The sequence below is a fragment of the Ruminococcus sp. 8Y-12 genome (genome assembly GCF_058119865.1).
Genome location: NZ_CM176623.1, coordinates 2,602,479 through 2,622,949 on the forward strand (window position 1 = coordinate 2,602,479; position 20,471 = coordinate 2,622,949).

At 40.9% G+C, this 20,471-nt stretch carries 8 protein-coding genes and 1 pseudogene; all 9 read left to right on the forward strand.

Annotated features, from left to right (window positions below; translation table 11 throughout):
* Positions 1–3 precede the first annotated feature (3 nt).
* The 9 genes and pseudogenes from AC0THY_RS09715 to AC0THY_RS09755 all read left to right on the forward strand — a co-directional run bounded on the left by AC0THY_RS09715 (position 4) and on the right by AC0THY_RS09755 (position 20,404).
* A complete protein-coding gene (locus AC0THY_RS09715; protein ID WP_489990414.1) occupies positions 4–1,326 on the forward strand; it encodes a zinc ribbon domain-containing protein in 1,323 nt (440 codons plus the stop codon).
* Between the two features lie 225 nt (positions 1,327–1,551).
* Positions 1,552–8,502 carry a S8 family serine peptidase gene (locus AC0THY_RS09720; RefSeq protein WP_489990415.1) on the forward strand — a complete coding sequence of 2,317 codons (6,951 nt, stop codon included), beginning with the start codon at positions 1,552–1,554 and terminating at the stop codon, positions 8,500–8,502.
* A gap of 9 nt (positions 8,503–8,511) precedes the next feature.
* Positions 8,512–12,042 (forward strand): bacterial Ig-like domain-containing protein, encoded by a 3,531-nt coding sequence (locus AC0THY_RS09725; protein ID WP_489990416.1) that lies wholly within the window; start codon positions 8,512–8,514, stop codon positions 12,040–12,042.
* Between the two features lie 479 nt (positions 12,043–12,521).
* Positions 12,522–12,901, forward strand: a pseudogene (locus tag AC0THY_RS09730) (TraM recognition domain-containing protein); the annotation flags it as partial.
* 326 nt (positions 12,902–13,227) lie between these two features.
* Entirely contained in the window at positions 13,228–13,833 is a 606-nt protein-coding gene (locus tag AC0THY_RS09735) for a helix-turn-helix domain-containing protein (RefSeq protein ID WP_489990417.1), read from the forward strand.
* 111 nt (positions 13,834–13,944) lie between these two features.
* Positions 13,945–14,727, forward strand: a complete 783-nt coding sequence (locus AC0THY_RS09740; protein WP_489990418.1) for a phosphatase PAP2 family protein — start codon at positions 13,945–13,947, stop codon at positions 14,725–14,727.
* On the forward strand, positions 14,693–14,899 hold the full coding sequence (locus AC0THY_RS09745; protein ID WP_489990419.1) for an Ig-like domain-containing protein: 207 nt from the start codon (positions 14,693–14,695) through the stop codon (positions 14,897–14,899). Before AC0THY_RS09740 ends, AC0THY_RS09745 begins: the two co-directional genes overlap by 35 nt.
* 586 nt (positions 14,900–15,485) lie before the next feature.
* Positions 15,486–18,389, forward strand: a complete 2,904-nt coding sequence (locus tag AC0THY_RS09750; protein WP_489990420.1) for an InlB B-repeat-containing protein — start codon at positions 15,486–15,488, stop codon at positions 18,387–18,389.
* 35 nt (positions 18,390–18,424) lie between these two features.
* Entirely contained in the window at positions 18,425–20,404 is a 1,980-nt protein-coding gene (locus tag AC0THY_RS09755) for an InlB B-repeat-containing protein (protein WP_489990421.1), read from the forward strand.
* The last annotated feature ends 67 nt before the right edge of the window (positions 20,405–20,471 follow it).

Genomic DNA, 20,471 nt, shown 5'->3' on the forward strand with positions numbered 1-20,471 from the left:
AATGTGAAAATTATAAAGTTATTGCCTTATAAAGAATATTATGGTAAAATTATACTAAATAAAGAAGTGCAACAAGGAAAAAATAGTGAAATATTCCAAAAAACACGCGTTAGAATAAAAGAAAACTCAAAGACAGGACGGGGGCTTGGAAAAAGGAGGAAAGAGATTATGGCGTTGATTAATTGTCCAGAGTGTGGAGGAATGATTTCGGACAAAGCCAAGAGATGCCCTAAGTGTGGTTATCCGATGCTTAAAGAAGCAAATGATGTATTTCACGCATCTGATGAAACGAATAAACGCAGCGACGTATCAAAAGAAAAGGAAATTAGTTATTCTATTCCGCAAGGGAGCAAACAAGATGGTCCAGCAATAAGTAAACTTACGAAAATAGGTTTTATTAGCGGAGGGCTTATTCTAGCTATCGTTATTATCGCTGTAATTATATTATTAAATGACGCTAAAGTGATTGTAGAAAGGATTGATATAGGAGATTGGAAAAAAATTGAAGAAGGAGCAAGATTAGATACATATGAAGGCATAGTGACATCAGAAACTACAGATCCATTTGTTGCAGTGGTTCAGAATTTAGAAATACCTACTTTTGTATGCATGGAGAAGGGAAAAGGAAGGATTAAGTCATATGTTAATGAGGATAACGATTCTTTAACGAGCATAAAACCAGTAGGTTATATTAATAGTAAGGTAATTAAAGATTCAGATATTGAAAATATGGAATATAGCAGTATAAGTTATTATGACTCTGAGACTACAGGTTGCTCCGTAACGATTGATATTGAATTAAAAAGGCAATACAGTGGGCTTATGTTCTTTGAGATCAGCAACAATACTACTCCGGATATTGAGTATAACTATCAAGTAGTAATCGTTGATGGCATTGGGCAAATTGTGTACAACATCTTTGACCTTCCTTTCAAGACCCGGGGAGTGGATATTGTAGCAACCCCTAAAATGTTTTGTGAGGTCAACTACCTAAAGAATGACGACTATTCAATTGAAAAAGAGTTTTCGATAGAAAAGAAGGGCGGAGTTTTCGGAAGCTCCAGGTCCTATAGGTGGACAGAGAAACTTAAATTTGATGATATAAAAGACGGGGTTTTAGTGTTATCTTCAGAAGTTGTGTCAGGAGGAAGTAAAAAAGATATTGGAAAAATAGTAAGAAAATCATTCCATATAAAAGAAAGCTTATGTTCACTTTTTGTAGATACGATGATTGATGATGAACAAAATATAACAGAACCCGAATTTGATGTGAATATAAAAGGATATATTGATTGGATAAAATTAGGACAAAATGGTGGAGTGTAATGATTAAGAACTAATTGTATAGTCGTATTCCTGAGTTTACATAGTGGTTTACTGATATTTCATTCTCATATATCCTAAGCGATATAATAGTGGTTGTTGGACCCAAGGGGCGGGAAAATCTACATTACTGAAGATTATTGCAAATGTATTAATGACTTACACAGGAATAGACCGAATAGGAAGAAACTTATTATTAAATAAAAAGGTGAATGTGAGGGAAGAGCTATGAAATGGAGAAGAAAAGTATTAGCAGGTTTATTGGTACTTTCACTTTTGGCAGCATCTACAAGATTAGGAGTTCATTTTGAGATGCAAGAAGAAGCTGCTTCAAAAAGCAACAACCAATCAGTGGTTCACTCGGAAATCAATACCGGGTTTATTTCCGAAAATCAGGAAGATATTCTCACCGAGACAACTTTCGTTAGCGGAGGGCAAAAGAATAAAGAGAAAACTGCTGAGAGAACAGGATCACAGGGGTTTAAAAGTGTAGAGAACAAGAAAAACTTGGAGGCGGAGAATGCTTTTCAAACAATTCCGACGAAAGGATATGAAGAGAACGCGGCAATTTCCAGTAAAAAAGTTGGAGATGGCCATTTACGGCCAGAAGACGAAGAACTTTTAGAGAGTTTCATGGACAAAAATGATTTTGAAGACAGCCAGGAGAATGAAAATATTGGAGATGACGGGGAGCTTTTGAAACCATTTGATGAAGTTTATCCCGAGATTTTTGAAAGTGACGCGGTGGAATATGCCTCCAATTCGATACTAATAAAGTCAGAGAAAAGCTTAACAGAAGGGACAATCGCTCAATTAAAAGAGGCAGGAATCGGGAAAGCAGAACTTTTATTTGAGATGGAGGATTTTAATTGGTATACGGCTTATCTTTATAAAGATAGAAATATAAAGGAGACCATGGAAAAAGTCCGTAATCTTTCAAGCGTTATCCTTGCAGAATATAACTATAAATATGAAACAGCAGTTTATGATGAAGAAGCAGTTGGGGATGAAGTGATTGAAAACCCCATGGCGAAAGATCAGAAACTATTAAAAGCTTGTGGAATCCAAAAGACCTGGAAGGCAGAAATGGATGGAAAACCGCTGGGGGGCGGCAGCAGTGGTGTGACAGTAGCAGTTATAGATACAGGGGTAGATTATACACATAAAGATTTAAGAGCCAATATCTGGACAAATACCGGTGAAATTCCTGACAACGGGATAGACGATGATGGAGACGGCTATACGGATGATTATTATGGCGTGGATCTTGTCGCAGGTATGGGTTCCGGGATGGATGATCAGGGGCATGGCACTCATGTGGCTGGAATAATAGGGGCATCCAATAACAAAGAGGGGATTGTCGGAATTGCCTATAATACAAAGATCATGCCTATTAAAGCAGGAGATGCTTCCGGGTATTTTCTGCAGAGCAATATTGCAAAAGCAGTGATCTATGCCTATGAACATGGAGCGGACGTGATAAATATGTCATTTGGCGGAAGTGCCTGTACGATTGCGGTACAGGATGCTTTAAGTATGGCTTATTCCAGATGTGTTCTTGTGGCAAGCGCTGGAAATGATGCGTATCCAAATGAAAACACTAGATTATACGATGCTCTGCCCTTTTATCCGGCGGCACTGAGTTATGTGATTGGTGTTATGAGTATAGACTGGACGGGAATGGAATCTAATTATACAAACTGGGATTGTAAACTAAATAACAGTGTGGAGTATGAGGTTTACGCGCCAGGGGAAGGGATCTTAAGCACCATACCAGGGGATAATTATATGACCATGAGCGGGACCTCTATGGCAGCTCCCGTAGTAGCAGCTGAGGCTGCGCTGTTACGCAGCTACTATACAGACACAAATGCTTATTCCACAAAGTTTATTTACGGACAGATCATAGGAACAGCAAATGGTGAAGTAGAGTGTTGCAATGAGAACAGCCATATGGTAAGTGAGGATAAGCATAATTTACCAGGATATATAAATTGTTATGATGCGTTGGTAAAGATGCCTGTCCCAAGTATTGGCGTAAGCTCTTACAATCTTTTTGATACCCCGGGATATACGCAGGATACAGAAGGAATCACTGCGGGCTGTGAAGCAATCAATAATGGGGATGGGGTGATTGATGCAGGCGAGACGGTTGCACTGGGATTTACCTTAAAGAACCGGTGGGGAATCGGGAAAAACACGATAGTGCATTTAGATGTGACATCAGATGCAGGAGTTGCGAATCCTTATGTTTCTATATTAAATAATGATATAAGCTATGGAGATATTGGCACTTATTCCGAGACAAACTGCGGAAAGGTATATGAAAACGATAAATGGACAGCCTGGGAACGACCATTTTATTTGAAAATAGCAGATGACTCTCCAAATGATATGACGGTAACCGTGAATGTAACAATTAACAGTGAGAATGGTTTAGATGAAGAAAAAGGTGTGGTAAGCAGCCGTGATTATATTCAATTTCAGGTGAGGAAAGGAGTTATTCTTCCCAACAGAGTGACGGAGGATCTGGTACTCACGAAAGAGAATTATTATATCCTGCCCAATGCTATGACCATAGCAGAGGGGGCGACTGTTACTGCCGAAGCCGGTACAAAAATTCAATTCTGGTGCAGTGATTCTGAGGATGTATATACGGATTCGTCAATTGTCTATATGGACGTAAAAGGGAGATTTATCTGCAAGGGGACAGCAGAAGAACCTGTGGAAATATTTCCAAGCGATTGGATGGGGGCTTACGCAGTGCAGATTACTAGCTCTGGTAATGGACTGGTACATATGGAATATACAGATGTTGTTAATCCGCTGCTAATAATTGACGATGCGATTCACTGTAAATTTCGGCAAAATTATAGAAAAAGGCTTTATTATCGTGAACTATCGCAGGGCCAGATCATTATTAGATATACCGAAGCCAAAGCGACTATTAAAAATGCCCAATATTGTGCTTTTTATAAAGTAGGAGGGGAAACAAGTTATTTTCATGCAGGGGGAAATCAGTATAGAAAATGTTTGTTTACTGGGAGTGCGATCCAATATGATAATTCTACCATATATAAAGATTGTATCTTTTATGGAAACAATAACTATTCAGACAGTGAATTGGGAATGGCAAGTTCTTTTCAAGTATCTAATAAACCTCAAGGAAACGTGAAAATCAAGGATATAATCTACAATGAAGATACAGGAACAACCTATCTGGTTTTTGACACCAACGAGACTCGTTGGGAGCTTCTGAGCAGAGCAGAAAATAAGGTTGCACAGACTAGTGAGTTATACAATGATTTCGCAAAGCTTTTTGGAGGAGCATTAGCTAACTTTGAGACAAAGGAAGAACTTGCCTATGTCTCAGAAAATTTAAATGGGAAATATTTTTGTGGCCTGCACAAAGACAGATTTACCGGAAAATATTATGGAACAGATGGGCAGGAGTTATCGAAGAGCCTTTCGATTGAAGATAGTGGTGAGGTAGGAGTTGGCTATGTTTATAATAACAAGGTTTGGTTTAAAGATGGAGATGGTGAGTGGCAGTATTTTTTGATTGAGATACCTGGAAAGGTTTATGTGAAAGAGATTTATTTGGAGGATTATGTGGTAGACTTGGATATCGAATCTAAGTATGCCATTTATGCAACAACTTCACCGGCAGTTGATACTGAAAAAGATTTGATCTATGAGAGTGAAGATGAATCTGTGGCAATCGTAGATGAAAAGGGAATGGTAACACCAACGGGAATAGGCACGGTAAATATTCGGGTATATTCGGAAGATCTGGCCGTTTATAATTATCTTACCGTCAATGTAAAGGAACAGATTCCACTGCAGGGATTAAAAATTAAGCAGGGGGATTTTGATCTGAGTATTGGAACACAAAAAAGGATCACATTGGAGTTAGTACCTGTTGATACCACCCAAACAGCTGTCACATTCGTTAGCTCTGATCCAGAAATAGCCAGCGTAAGTGACAGAGGGATAGTAAGTGCCCTAACAGAAGGTGATGTTATGATTACCGCTGTCAGTGCGGATGGAAAGAGTGACAGCATCGTGGTACATTGCGTAATACCAGTGGAGTCCATTACATTTGAGGAGCAAATGTATGTGACAACTTTTGAGCAGGAAGATGAATCAGTATTTTATCCTAAGATGATGCCGGAAAATGCAACGAAACAGGAATTAGAATGGGAATCTTCCAACCCTGAAATTTGCTATGTAAATGAAGAGGGTAAGTTAGTTAAAGAAAAAGAAGGAATAGCCACTTTGCGGGCAAAAGTGAAAGGCAGTGGTTTGAAAGCGGATATTCAGGTGGCGGTGACAAATGGTATTTCTGAAGCTCATATAGTGAAAATGCAGAATTACAATCCCATTCAGTCTTATGACTATTTATATCATTTTGCACTTCTGGACAATGGGACTTTATGGATTTGGGGCGGGCAATATAAGACACCACGCAGATTAAATATAGAGGGAGTAAAGGATTTTACTATAGTTAACAACAATAGTCTTTATATTCTTGACACAGCTGGTACGGTAAAACTATATGGGGTAGATAGCAGTTTTTCAGGAACATTTGAAGAAGAGGGTTATTTTAATCCATTAAAGAATATAACAGCACTGGCAGAAGGAAACGTTGGGAGAAGTTTTTATGCTATTTCAGAGGATGGAAGTGTCTGGGCCTGGGGAGATAACCAATGTGGACAATTAGGCGTTGGAATGGAGGAGGAAAAGATTTACACCCCAATGCAAATGGAGTTGGATGCCGATATTGTAAAGGCAGTGTCCTTCAATTGTTCTGTTGCGCTGTTAGATGAAACAGGAAATGTGTATGCTGCGGGGGGATGGGTAAGCAATGCGAGATCTCCTGAATTAGTAACATCTGGCGCTAAGGATATTCGGGCAGACTTTGATAATTTTAATCAAGCGTGGATGGAAAAAGATGAAAAAAATTTAATGTTATTTTCACACCGAGAAAATAATACAGATATAAGTGAAAAATATTTAAAGACAGTAAGCGGAGAAATACATAACAACAGGCACGATTATTATATTCAAGAAGGAATCGTATATGCAAGAGATAACTGCTTACGTGTATCCAATGCCTATGGACAACTTGGAACAGGCATCTTTTCAGAGTTTGCAGAATACTATCTGCCAATGCTGAAAGTACAAAATGCAGTGAAGGTTTACGACTTTGGGAATAATCTCTATGTGCAGACCAGTGACGGTGCTTTTTATGCGACTGGAAAGGGTGATGATTATAGCTTGGGCAATGCGGATGCAAATCATTCCAGTGTACCGGTAAGAGTTTATTTTGGCTTGACGCAAAATGAAGCTCCTCTTGTGCTGCAGGGGTTCAATGGCACGGAACAGGAAAACGGAACCATTAGGGTATCTGGAAAATCACTGGTACTGGATTACAGTGAAGTCTTAGAAAAGAATAGTAACTTTGGTAGTATTACACTGACCAACACTAACGGTGATATAATTACGATAAAAAAAGAGCTGGATATGGATAAGATGATTCTTACACCCAGAGCAGAGTTAAAGAATGGCGAAGCGTATACTTTGACGATCCCAGTGGGTGCACTTATGAGCAAGTTTTCTTCTTCAAATGAAGAGGCTGTACTGGAGTTTACTTATGTAGCAGAGTCAGCCGAGGGAGGCAGCCAGCCAGAAGAGAGTCCCGTCATTCATGAGACCATAATAGACAATGATAAAATAGACGAACGGCATAAATGGGACAGAAATGAAGTTTTAAAGCTTTGGGAAACTTATAATGAGGAGGGGCGTCATACAACATTCAGCGGAAATGTGATCTTAAACCGAATCCATACCGAAGCCCTGGAACGGTGGATGAGATTCTATGCAGGGAATTCGGCTAACTATAAGTTTATCGGACTTTCCGGGAATTACTGGGGGACACAGAGCAGTGAGATGATTAATAAGCAGATCGTAGACTTTGATGACTATCAGAGTCTCATAGATATCCGGGAGGGAGAAATCCTTACGAACCCACCAACCGATACGTTTCCATATGTAGTGGATGCATATCTGCAGGTGGACGGTGAGCAGACAGAGGTAGTGGGGAATGATCTCGTAACTTTCGTGGTGGAATTTAACCGGGATATGGATACAGAAGGGAAACTTCAGGTGGCCTTTGGTAGCAGTTATCCATATGGGGATTACATTGTGGAGGGGGCTTACGTTTCTCCCACCAGATGGGAAGGAACTTTACAGCTAACCACCTTGATTGAGGGTGGAACCCAGTATTTGTCCATACGAAATGGTACGACTGCGGACGGCACGCTGCCTTTTTATGAAGATCTGGGCAGATTCTCCTTCAAAATTGACACTACATCCGCTCAATCCATGAGTATGCAGGCGGATGTAAAAGCAGAGGGGATTCAACTGTACTGGCAGCAGGATGACTTTGACACCTTGGCGGGATATAACGTTTACCGTGCAACCAAGGAGGATGGATTCTACAGTAAATTAAACAGAACCGTAATACCTGCAAATACGAAGGAGTGGTTTGACGACGGAGTAGAACCGGGACAGAGATATTATTACAATTTTACGGTGGTCAAATCTGATATGACGGAATCAGAACCATCCGGGAAAATCGTGGTGACAGCGATGGATACGATGGCGCCTAATATCTACCATACACCTGTATATCAGGCGTTTACAGGAAGTAATCTGGTCATTTCAGCAGTGATTATTGATAATGTGTCGGTAAACAAAGCTGTGTTATATTACCGGGTAAAAGGGGATGATACATGGAAACGTCTGAATATGAATGCAAACAATGATAAATTCTCAGCAGTGATTCCAGCTGTATCTATTGTAGAGGAAGGACTCCAGTATTATATAGAAGCAGATGACGGAGGTTTAAGAACATATAAGGGATCTGCTGAGGAGCCTTTTGAAGTTGTAGTGCAGGCTGCAGTTTCGGATAATGCTCTGGGCGATGTGGATGGCAATGGCGTGATCGAGTTAAAGGATGCTATGATGGTTTTGTTGGCAGTGAATGACAGACTGAATCTGACAGAGGAAGAGTTCAGGAGAGCGGATTTGGATAAGAATGGAGAGTTATCCGCAAAAGAAGCCCTTAGAATCTTACAGTATGTAAATGGTAAGATCACCAGTATTTTGCCATAGGAGAGGGATATGAGAAAAAGAGAAGAAGTGAAAAGTATACTGAGGAGATGGACCGCGATTTTAATAAGCATAGCCGTATTATTTACGGCTATGCCTGTTTTGAATGCGTATGCATCTGAGGTAACACAACCTCAAATGCAAGTCTTAGCATCAAGTGCTGTTGCAGTGTCAGGAAGTCTTGTATCAATCGGTGTAAATGCCCACGATTTTGAAAAAGTGGCAGGGTTAGAGGTATCTCTGTATTATGATCCACAAATTATGACATATCGGAGTGTTTCAGCGGGCAGTATGACAGAAAATGCGATTGTGGACATCAACCCTGGAACAGAGGGTGAAGTGAAAGAATCTATGATATGTTTGGACGGCATGAACGGTACAGGCGATTTGATGACAGTGGTATTTGAAATTAAGGACACTGTACAAGCGGGAGTATATTCTATTCTGCTCACAGTAGGGGATGCATATGATACGGAATTTAATAAATTAGAGATTTCAAAAACTTATGGACAATTAGAAGTGAAGAGTCCTTCTGAGGGAAAAAAGGAAGCAATATTTGATGCTCAGATAGACAAGGGAACCGTGGAGGAAGGAGATTCTCTTAACTATACATTGTCTGGACTGGATAGTGGAGATATGGCTGGAGGTAGTTTTATATTTTATTATGACGCATCGTTATTACAATTGCAGGATGTGAAAACAGGCAGCTCTTTGCAAACGGCCAGCTCACTCTGTCTGATCAACAAAGATGCCCCTGGTTATGTAAAAGTTAGTTATGCCGATATCAATTCGATAAGCAGCATTGGAGGAAACGAATATATTACATTGCAATTTCAGGTGAAATCCGGTGCTCAGGGGCACACTTCCATACTCTTTTCTCCGGAAGGATTAGTGGATATTAACTTAAATAGTATAAAAGCAGCAAAGTCAGAAATATTTGTGGATGTCACAAAAAAGGAGATCCCAAAGGAATATCCCAGATTTTGGCTGGAGACAGAGGGAGAAACATCGGACAACGGATTTTGTGTGGTTGCGAAGGCGGAGGGTGAAAGCAATATTGCCGCCGGAGATTTTGTGATCAACTACAATTCTGATCATGTCATTTGTACTTCTGTGGAGGTGGACGAAAGTGTTCAAAGCAATGGAGGTTATATTGTAACCAACGAAAATATCAGTGAAGGAAAAATTTCTTTTTCTTTTTTAAATATGGAAGGAATTACTACGGATCAGTCACTTGTAAAAATGCATTTTAAAGTTCTGGATTCGGTGCTAATGGAAACTGTCTTAACATGCGAAGGAAAAGATGTGGTAAATGCAGCATATGAAGAGGTGTTACTCTCCTATGAGCATAAAAGTATCAAGATTCCAAGAGTGACAGGCATACAGATTAAAAAGGAACCCACAAAGGTTCATTATTTTGAGGGGGAAAGATTTTGCCCGGATGGGTTAGTGATAACGGTATATTACAGCGATGGTTCTCAGAAAGAGATTGTCTACAGTGAAGAGACAGCGGGCCAGTTTGCTATTGATAAAATGGAGCCATTGACAGCAAATGATGATACTATAATGATATATTGCAGTGGACTTAGTGTGGAACAAAGTATTACTGTTGAAGAAGAAAAGGCAGTTGCTTTGGAGATCAAGCAGTCACCCTCAAAGGTAGAATATTATGAGGGAGATGACTTCTCAGCGGAAGGATTGGTTTTGACGGTAACTTACAACAGTGGGAAAATCGAGGAAGTATCCTATAATCAGGACATATGTGAGGCATTTACTTTTAACAAGACAGAGGATCTGAGATGTACAGATGAAGGAATCACGATTGGGTATGAAGGTTTTGAAACGATCCAAACCATTAAGGTTAATAAAGTAGAGGCGGTCAGAATACAGATCGGGAGTTCCCCAGCGCAAGTGGTATATTACGCAGGAGATTATTTTAAACCGGAAGGATTGACAGTAGTATTGAATTATAATAATGGTACTATAAAGGAGATTGCTTACAGCGAAGAGACAGCTGGCCAATTCATCTTTGATAAAACAGGGCCGCTTCATGCAGGGGATAAAGGTATAATGATCGGCTATGGAGGACTCCATACACAACAGGAAATCATTGTAGAAGAGGAAAAATGTGTCAATATTGAGATCAAGCAGGCACCGGAGAGGTTAGAGTATTACGAGGGAGATGATTTTGCAGCCGAAGGTCTGGTTTTGAAGATAACATACAATAGTGGGAAAACCAGAGAAATCATTTACAGCAGAGACATTATGAATGCATTCTCATTTAGTAAAACGGAAAATCTGACTTGTGCGGATAAAGAGATCACGATAGGTTATGAAGGACTGGAAGTTGTACAGCCCATTGTAATCAGAGAGGTCGAAACAGTAGGGCTGCAAATCAAGACATTCCCGGCAAAGGTATCTTATTATGAGGGAGAAAGTTTTGATGCAGAAGGTTTGGTTGTTATATTGAACTATACTAATGGAACCAGCAAAGAGATCGCCTATACTGAGGAGACTGCTGTCCTGTTTTATTTTGATACAATGAGGCCATTGACTGTAGAGGATAACACCATAACCATCTATTACGATGGATTTAGTATTGAACAGAGAATTACAGTGGAGGAAGAAAAGGCGATCAAGTTGGCGATCAAGCGTTCACCAACCCAAGTAGAATACTATGAAGGAGATAACTTTGCAGCGGAAGGCCTGGTTTTTGCCGTAACTTATAACAGTGGTAAAACGGAAGAGGTAGTATATAGCCAGAATATGAAAGATGCATTCTCGTTTAGTAAAACAGAGAATTTAAGCTGTGCAGATGAAAAAATTACTCTTGGTTATGCAGGGCTGAATGTAGTGCAGTCTATTGTTGTCAAGAAGTTGGAGGCAGTCAGTCTGCAGATTGTAAAATCCCCGGTAAAAGTAACCTATTACGAGGGGGAAAGCTTTCAGCCGGAGGGGCTGGTTGTGATGCTTTCCTACAATAACGGCTCACAAAAACAAATTGTCTATACGAAAGAGCGGGATTCAGAATTTACTTTTAGTAAAGTAGCAAAGCTTGTATCATCAGATAATAGTATTCGGATAACCTATGCTGATGTAACGGCTATGCTGGCTATAACAGTAAGAAAAGTAGTGGCACCTAATAATCCTGTGGATAATGGAAAAAAACCATTAAGAGTTGGAAGTGTTATAAAATTTAAGCAGGCATTCTATAAAGTTACAAAGCGGTCAAAATCAAGAAAAGAAGTAGTTTTGTATAAAATGGAATCTAAGAATATAAAAACATTTACAATTCCTAAATCTGTTAAGGCAAACGGAGAAACTTACAAAGTGACGTCTATTGGTTCGAAAGCTTTTATCGGATGCAAAAAATTAAAAAAAATAATGATAAAGTCTGAGAGAATTAAAAAGATCGGAAAGTCAGCTTTAAAGGGAATCTATAAAAGAGCAGTCTTTATATGCCCAAAGAAAAAAAGGAAAACATATAAAAAGTTGGTTATGAAAAAAACAACGGGTTATTTAAAGACAATGAGAGTTAAATAATAGTACGTACCGTATGATCTCATCCATAGCTTTATTCAAGAAGATATCTTTCAAACTGGCTGTATATTTCAAATGTGCCTTTAAATACTCTTTGCTTTGCGATCGATAATAGTTGTGAAATTTCATATTTGGTAAACAAAGAATAATGCAGATGCTGCATAATAAAAAACTTTTGTAAGTGGTATATATACGTCATTTACAGAAGTTTTTTGATCCTTGTAAGGGTATCAATAAAGTTTATCGTTAAGTCCCGAAGTTGCTGCGAGAATATTAGAAAAATGATAAGGAGAGAGACCGTAGAAATGAAGAAAACGCGTTGTTTCAAAAATGCAGCTGGAAACTACGGCAAATTTAGATGTATAATCTGGTGATATTTCGGGTGGATACCGGATATGGTATTTGCCCTTGAAAGAAAACAGGTCAGGAAGAAAGTAACGCATCAAAAGCCAGGGAGAATGATAAAGAGTTTAAGAATCCAGGATATTAAGGAGTTAAGAGATTTGGCGGTTTGCGATGAGCTAGATCTGGACCTACTGGGAGACAGAAAGACTGCATTGTTTGTCATTATCTCCGATACGGATGACACCTTTGATTTTGTCGTATTCATCATTTACACGTAGTTTTTTAACCTGCTGTGTGACCGGGCGGATGATGCTTATGACGGGGGGCTGCCGATTCACGTCCGATGCCTTTGGATGAATTTGCGAACATTGGCCAGATACAAAAGTCTGAAAAGCTGATTGCTGGTATCCGCAGCAGGGAAATGTCAGCTTCTATTATTTAGCAGTCCAAGAGCCGTCTTAAGGCGATATATAAGGACAAGCAGTACAGATTCCTGTCTGACAATGACAAAAAAATCGCTTCGACATCGAACAGTATGTAATCTGTTGATTAGGCACTTCACTACAAGTTGTCAAAAAGCAGAGGAAAGAAACGATAAGGTCTGGACGGAAAAAGAAAAACCGATACCCTATGGTAGAAAATGAGAGTATCGGCTGCCGCATGGGGGGCAATCTCTTAGAAGGTTATGGGAATGACACTCCGGTAGCAAATGCTCATATGCAGTAGAGTAACACAATAATTTAATAGGCAACCGCCCCGATTCCGTAATTTGAAAGGCCAGCTATAAAAAGTTGTATCCTTATGGTAAAATAAAAACAAAAAATATCAAGGTGGTAAACGCTTATGGAATTTCACGAGAAGCTGCAAGAACTTAGAAAACAAAAAAAATTAACGCAAGAAGAACTTTCTGAAGTACTGTTTGTTTCACGAACAGCCATTTCAAAATGGGAATCAGGGCGTGGCTATCCAAGTATTGATTCCTTAAAAGCTATTGCAGAATATTTCGGGATAACAATAGATGAACTGCTATCCAATAGGGAGCTGATTTGTATTGCCGAAAAAGATAGTCACAAAAAAACACAGCATATGCGTGATTTAGTGTTTGGCTTGATTGATTGTTCTGTTGGGATGATGTTTTTTATCCCTCTTTTTGGACAGCAAGAGGGCGGGATAATTCGTCAAGTGTCTTTGCTATCCTTACAAGAAACACCCTTGTTCACAAAAGCCGCATACTTTGCAATTATTTTATTAACAGTTGCTTGTGGCATTGCTACATTAGCTTTGCAAAATTATTCCAGCATTATTTGGATAAAAGCAAAGACTGTCTTATCTATGATATTGACTACCATTAACGTTGTTATCTTTATCGCAAGCATTCAAGCTTATGCTGCCTTTTTTACATTTGTTCTGTTGATTATCAAGGGAGCTTTGCTGCTAAAACGCCCATGACACGGAGCGTATCAAAGATGTGACCGTCAAATTCTTTTGTTTTTTGCCCTCTGAAGTTAAAGTGTGATTAGGCAAAAGCCATACACAAAAAACAAAACAAAGGAGCAGGAAATGAAAGAAGCAAAGAAAAAAATTCAAAAAGATTTTGGTGTAACTGCTGGGCTGCTGGTTTTATCCATTCTCTACACTGTGGTGATTATGTTTATTGATGTGCGTCCAATCGGCCCACAAGGTTCGGTTGTCGGGTTTGCAGCGGTCAATCAATATTTTCATACACTAATTGGTACGAACATGTTGTTATATAACATAACAGACTGGTTGAGTATTCCTATACTGTTTGTTATGTTGGGTTTTACAATAGTAGGTCTTGTGCAACTTATAAAAAGAAAAGGCTTATTGGGTGTAGATAGCAGTATTTTGATATTGGGCGGTTTCTATGTGTTTGTATTTTTGATATATCTTTTTTTTGAGTTTTTTGTTGTGAACTACCGACCAGTTTTGATTAAGGGGGTTTTGGAAGCCTCTTATCCGTCCTCTACAACAATGCTTATGATGTGCATTATACCTACGGCTATCATGCAATTTCATCGATTGATTTCAAGCAAAAGATTAAGAAACATCGTAAATACCCTTTGTGGTATCTATGCAGGGTTTATGGTCATTGGAAGGGTTTTATCAGGTGTGCATTGGATTACCGATATTGTCGGCGGGATATTGTTTAGTGCTACATTTGTTATGCTGTACTATTCCATAAATCATTGGGTAAATAGCAAAGCCAGCCGAGCCAGTCAACGGTCAAGATGTAGTAGCAAAGTGTGCCAAGGTGAAGGCTGTCAGCGCATCAGGAATACCGAAGAGTATGAAGGTTGGGAAGGTAAAATATATCACCGGTAAGTACAGTCCTTTAAAGGCTACCGGTGTGAAGGTTACATTTAAATCCAGCAAAAAGAAAATTGTATCGGTAGATCAGAGAGGCCGCATGAAAGCGTTAAAGGCAGGAAAGGCCGTCATTACAGTGAAAGCGGGAGGTAAGTCTAAAAAGTATAAGATTACTGTTAAGAAGTAGTTGCATGGTGCTTGCTTTTCTATCGAAGAACACTACGGACAAAGCGGTTCACACTTAAATGAGCATTAAACTCGGGGTTGTTTCTGAATTACATTTTCAGGACAGCCCCTTTTTAATTTTAGATAATAATAGTTTGATGTGCTTTTCCGTCAAGCCCTAAAGTATTGTCTAATGGGGGATGCCCCAACTCTCGGAAATATATTGGTGAAGGTTGGATTCGCTTTGATGAATGCCGGAACCAACGACATTTTAGAAGTATAATCTGTGATATTTTAAACTGATACAAAATTCTAGTCGATTATACATTTTTTGTAATTGAGGAAAATACCAAAAGAGTCTAGTATAGAAGGTAAGTGACATGTCTAGTGTAGCGAGACCGGCGATTCATATCATAAGCGGAGAAGCAGCCAGGTGATTTGTAGATGCACATCTTTTTCGACACGCTGTATTTAGCGGCGGGTGAGTCAGTAAAATTTTTATACATTAAAATAAATATGTACATTTATTTGCTATACTATTCTTGTTATGATTAATATAGTCTTATAAGTAACTAAAAGTTTGAATAGGAAGAGAAAGGAGTGTTTTTGTGAAAAAAAGAATTGTTTCATTACTGACGATACTGTCATTGCTATGTGGTATGATACCCAGCGATGTTTTGGCAAATGACATTAAGGGAAGCAGCGTACCTGAAATCATGTTTTTCGTGTCACCGGATGGGAGCGACAGCAATTCCGGTTCGTTCCGGCAGCCTTTTGAAACGTTAGAAAGGGCAAAAGAAGAGGTCTCCAAATACAATCGCCATATGAGCAGTGACATATATGTGTATCTGCGCGGCGGAACATACTGGTTGGATGAAACCTTAAAGTTTACGGAACGTGATTCCGGCAGTAATGGTTTTCAAGTTAAATATGCAGCTTTTGAGGACGAGGTGCCGGTTATCAGCGGTGGAAAACAGATCGATGGCTGGCAGCTTCACGATTCGGAAAAAAATATCTACAAAGCATCAGGAATTGATTTTGACTTTCGTCAGCTATATGTGGATGGTCATAAGGCTATCCGGGCCCAGACCGGTGTACCGGGAGAATACAGCACCAGGATTGTGGGTGCGGACCGCCTGGATGCACAAGGGGTAATGCCGGAATGGGTAACCGGCAGTTCCACTGACGGCAGAGTCGGGGATCAGGCTACAAGCGGTCAGATACATATAAAAAACAGCGATGAAGGTGTTATGGGATTGTCGGAGTACGGTAACATAGATGACCTTTCCAATCCGGTGGAGATATGTGTTCTTACGGCCTGGGCTGAAAATATTCTTCGGATTGATTCACTTGAAAAGGGTTCTGTTAACTCGACTCTGAAGATCATGGAGCCGGAGGCCCAGCGGGTATTCAACCGTCCTCATCCCAATATTGACCTCTACAGCCATGTGCATACCAGGGAATTTGCCTATCATCTCGAAAATGCCTATGAGTTTATCACCGATGACAATGAATGGTTTCTCGATAAATCGGCAGAAACGCTTTACTATAAAGCACCGGCCGGAAAGGATATGGAACAGGCTGAAATGATTGCTCCTGCTCTTGAGACCCTCCTGAGTGTTGAGGGATCACTTGACGCTCCGGTGAGGGATATTCAGTTTCATGGACTCACCTTTCAGCACTCTAACTGGACGGCGCCGAGCCAGGAAGGACTTGTAGGGGGGCAGGCGCAGCAGAATGTCGTCAGCTCCATATTCCGAACCAATTATGTTGTGGTAAAGCGTCCTCCGGCAGGAGTCTGCGTCAGTGGTGCCCACAATCTTCGTTTTGAGGGAAATACCTTCAGAAATATGGGGGCGACCGCATTTGACCTGCACTGGGGCACCAAGAATACGGTGTTTATCAACAATACGGTTAAGGATATTTCCGGTAATGGAATTTCCGTAGGCAAGTTTGCGATTAATGATACCGATGCAGATTACCATGAACTATACAATCCGGAAGATGTCCGGGATATTTGTACGGACGATAAGATCCTTAACAACTATGTATGCTGGATCGGAACCGATTATGAAGGTGCTGTTGCAATCGGAGCGGGGTTACCAAAGAATGTCATGATTGCCGACAACACGGTAGCATATGTGCCATATAGCGGCATTTCGGTAGGTTTTGGATGGAGGAATGAGCCGAATGCAATGAGCGGCAACCAGATTTTGCGTAATGAAATCCACCATAACAGCCAGATCATGTGTGACGCCGGTGCGATCTATACGCTTTCCAGGCAGCCGGGCTCTTACTGTATGGGCAATTATATACATGATGTTATTGAACCGGCATGGAAGGATTATGGGAACAATGCGATGTATTTTGACGAGGGTACACAGGGCTACACGATACGTAATAATGTAATTACAGGAAATCAAACCTGGATAGGCTTTAATCAGACCGGATCCAATACAGTGGACTCAAATCATGTTAACCCGGATAATTCCAACTGGGAGGCACAGCAAATTATAAAAAATGCCGGTGTCAAGGAGGACTATACAGAAACAGGCACTCCGCAGCCCGCACCTTCTGTTCCTGAAAAACGCGGACTGAAGCAGGCAATTGATTCAGCAGGGCGAAAGGTTCAGGCAGTATATGATACGAAGTCATGGAACCATCTGCAGCAGGTATTGACAAATGCCAGAGATATCTATGAGAAGGTCTCATTTACTCAGGAAGAACTTGATAAAGTGGAGAATGATTTAAAAACAGCGATCGCTCATCTGGCATATCTGGCATCGGAGCCGGAAACATTTCGGGTCACATTTGCAAATGGCGGTGGAAGCGGATCATTGCCGGGTAATATCACAGCAAAAGCAGGAACCAGAATAAACTTACCGGACAGTACCCTGAGCAGGAGTGGTTTTTCGTTTGCCGGATGGAGTGACGGATTAAGGGTGTATCAGGCACAAGCTCACTTTGTGATGCCGAAAAGGGATGTTTTGCTGACGGCGCAGTGGCAGGAAGTCGGGGCGAGGTCATTTACGGTTCAGTTTGACACAAACGGCGGGACGAAAATTGCGAATCAGCAGATTGCCGAAGGCGGTAAAGTGGCAAAACCAGCCGATCCGGCTAAAAAGGGATATGTTTTTACCGGCTGGAAAAACGGCAGTAGTCAATATGATTTTTCCTCAAAGGTAGCCGGCGATCTTAAATTGAGCGCGGTATGGGAGAAAGTAAAGGTAGCAAAAGCGGCTATTTTAAAAATAAGCAACAAAAAGAACGGCCGGGCCCAGGTGAAGATAAAAAAAATAGCAAAGGCAGAAGGTTATCAAATTCAATATGCTCTGGACCGTAAGTTCAAAAAAGGTAAGAAACAAGTCGTAACGCAAAGTTGTATCAAGATTATTAAGAGACTAAAAAAGGGTAAAACCTATTACTTTAAAGTGAGGTCTTACAAACGGGATTCGCTTGGGTATAAGGTATACGGCATTTACAGTAAACCAAAGAAGATCAGAATGAAATAAAAACGCAGATAACCCAGAGGAAGGAGTTGTTTTTTGTGAGAAGAAAAGTTGTTTCAATGCTGATTGTTATTTCATTACTATTTGGCATGATACCCATGGGGGTCTTGGCAAACGATAAGCAAACCGATGCTGCGATCGCATATTTTGTCGATGCAGGGGACCAAAATCCACTTACGGTAAATGCGGGAGACAAACTTGGCGTCTATAACAGTGTTACCGATCAGGACTACGGACCTGACCCGATAACTGGTAAGCTGTGGGGGGTGAATGGAGCGCAGACCGAAGCTACCGCATTGAGTGAATATGTTGACGGAATGGACAAGAAACAAAGCTTTCGGTGCGGCAGGACTGACAGAAATGTAATATATAAATTTGAATTACCGGCCGGGATCTATGAAATAGAAATAGGTATTCCACACTACCCCAATTATGGCAGTCCCCGGGTTGTGGATATCACCGTAACAAATGGCCACAGCACAAAGAGAATTGCTACTGGTATCAATACGTTAAATATTCCCCAAAACGAGGTAGAAGTAGTGAACGCTGAATTCGTGGCGCCGGGAACAGAAGTGACTCTGGAATTCTCAAAGAATCAGAATGGCAATTGGGATCCGATCGTTTCCTATATCATCATCAGAAAAGGAGATGTTGAGGCCGCGCTTTCAGATTTCAGGGATTTCATTTCCAAGGCTAAAAGGTATTCCTCGGCAGACTATACCACGGAGAGCTATCAGGCTTTACAGAATGCTGTTCAGGCGGCAGAAGCTGCAGTGAATGGAAGTTATAATACGGCGATGAGTGTTTATGCGGAAAGGGCTAAACTGGAGGAAGCGATTGCGAATCTGAGAGGCATAAATGATTACCTGGTAAGCTTTGCAAATGGGGGCGGTGGCGGCTCACTTCCGGAAGAGAGCTACCAGGAATCCGGAACCACATTTAAGCTGCCTGAAAGCAATTTAACGAAAGAAAATCATACGTTTGCCGGTTGGAACGATGGGACAACTACTTATCCGGCAGGAGCAGATTATCTAATGCCGGATAGTGCAGTTGTATTTACGGCGCAATGGGCAGCCGATCGTTACACCATAAGCTTTACCGATGGGGGCGGTACTGGAGATCTTCCGGCGGATATGGTGGGGGAGCTCGGAGAGACGATCACGCTTCCGGAATGCAGCCTGAGAAGAGATGGTTATGTATTTGCGGGCTGGCTGCATGGACCAAAGCTATACGCTGCGGGAGATACCTATGTGATGCCGCCATCTGACGTTACCTTTAAGGCACAGTGGACAGCGACGGATACTTATCGGATTGTTTTCCGCGCCGGCGGCGGAACCGGAGCATTGCCGGATGAGATGACCGGAGAAGCTGGCAGTGCTATGACCCTTCCGGGGTGTGCTTTATCAAGGACGGGCTGCATATTTTCCGGTTGGAACGACGGAACAGCGATATACCAGCCGGGAACTGTGTATACGATGCCAGCGGAAACAGTCACGCTAACCGCGGAATGGATGGTGACTCCTCAGCAGTCTTATTTCGTCCGCTTTGATTCGTCCGGTGGCACCTCGGTTATGCAGCAGGTAATCCGCGCAGGCGGTAGGGTGATACGGCCGGACGATCCGGCTCGAACAGGGTATATGTTTACCGGCTGGAAGAGCGGCAGTGAATATTATGATTTTACAAAAGCAGTGGCGAGAGATATTACTTTGACCGCTGAATGGAAGAAGGTGTCGGTACCGCGCTCGGTTATTTCCAAAATCACCAGTAAGAAACGCGGACAGGTAGTCGTAAGAATGAAAAAGGTTACAGGAGCAAAAGGATATCACATTGTCTATTCTCCTGACAAAAGAATAAAAAAGAGTAAAAGACAAGTTACGGTGTCGACCTTAAAAAGTACCATTAAAAAATTGAAAAAACATCGGACGTATTATTTTAAGGTAAGGGCCTATAAGATGGATTCTACCGATGAGAAAGTATATGGCAGGTATAGTAAGGTCCGGAAAATCAGAGTAAAGTAAGTACATTATGGAGTATAGCAACCTTTTCATCACCGGTACGGCGGGGAGTGGCAAGGTATATATTGTA

Bases quoted from the DNA above. Each gene is read 5' to 3' on its own strand.
- AC0THY_RS09720 (WP_489990415.1), top strand. From the start codon at position 1,552: ATGAAATGGAGAAGAAAAGTATTAGCAGGTTTATTGGTACTTTCACTT.
- AC0THY_RS09725 (WP_489990416.1), top strand. From the start codon at position 8,512: ATGAGAAAAAGAGAAGAAGTGAAAAGTATACTGAGGAGATGGACCGCG.
- AC0THY_RS09735 (WP_489990417.1), top strand. From the start codon at position 13,228: ATGGAATTTCACGAGAAGCTGCAAGAACTTAGAAAACAAAAAAAATTA.
- AC0THY_RS09740 (WP_489990418.1), top strand. From the start codon at position 13,945: ATGAAAGAAGCAAAGAAAAAAATTCAAAAAGATTTTGGTGTAACTGCT.
- AC0THY_RS09745 (WP_489990419.1), top strand. From the start codon at position 14,693: ATGAAGGTTGGGAAGGTAAAATATATCACCGGTAAGTACAGTCCTTTA.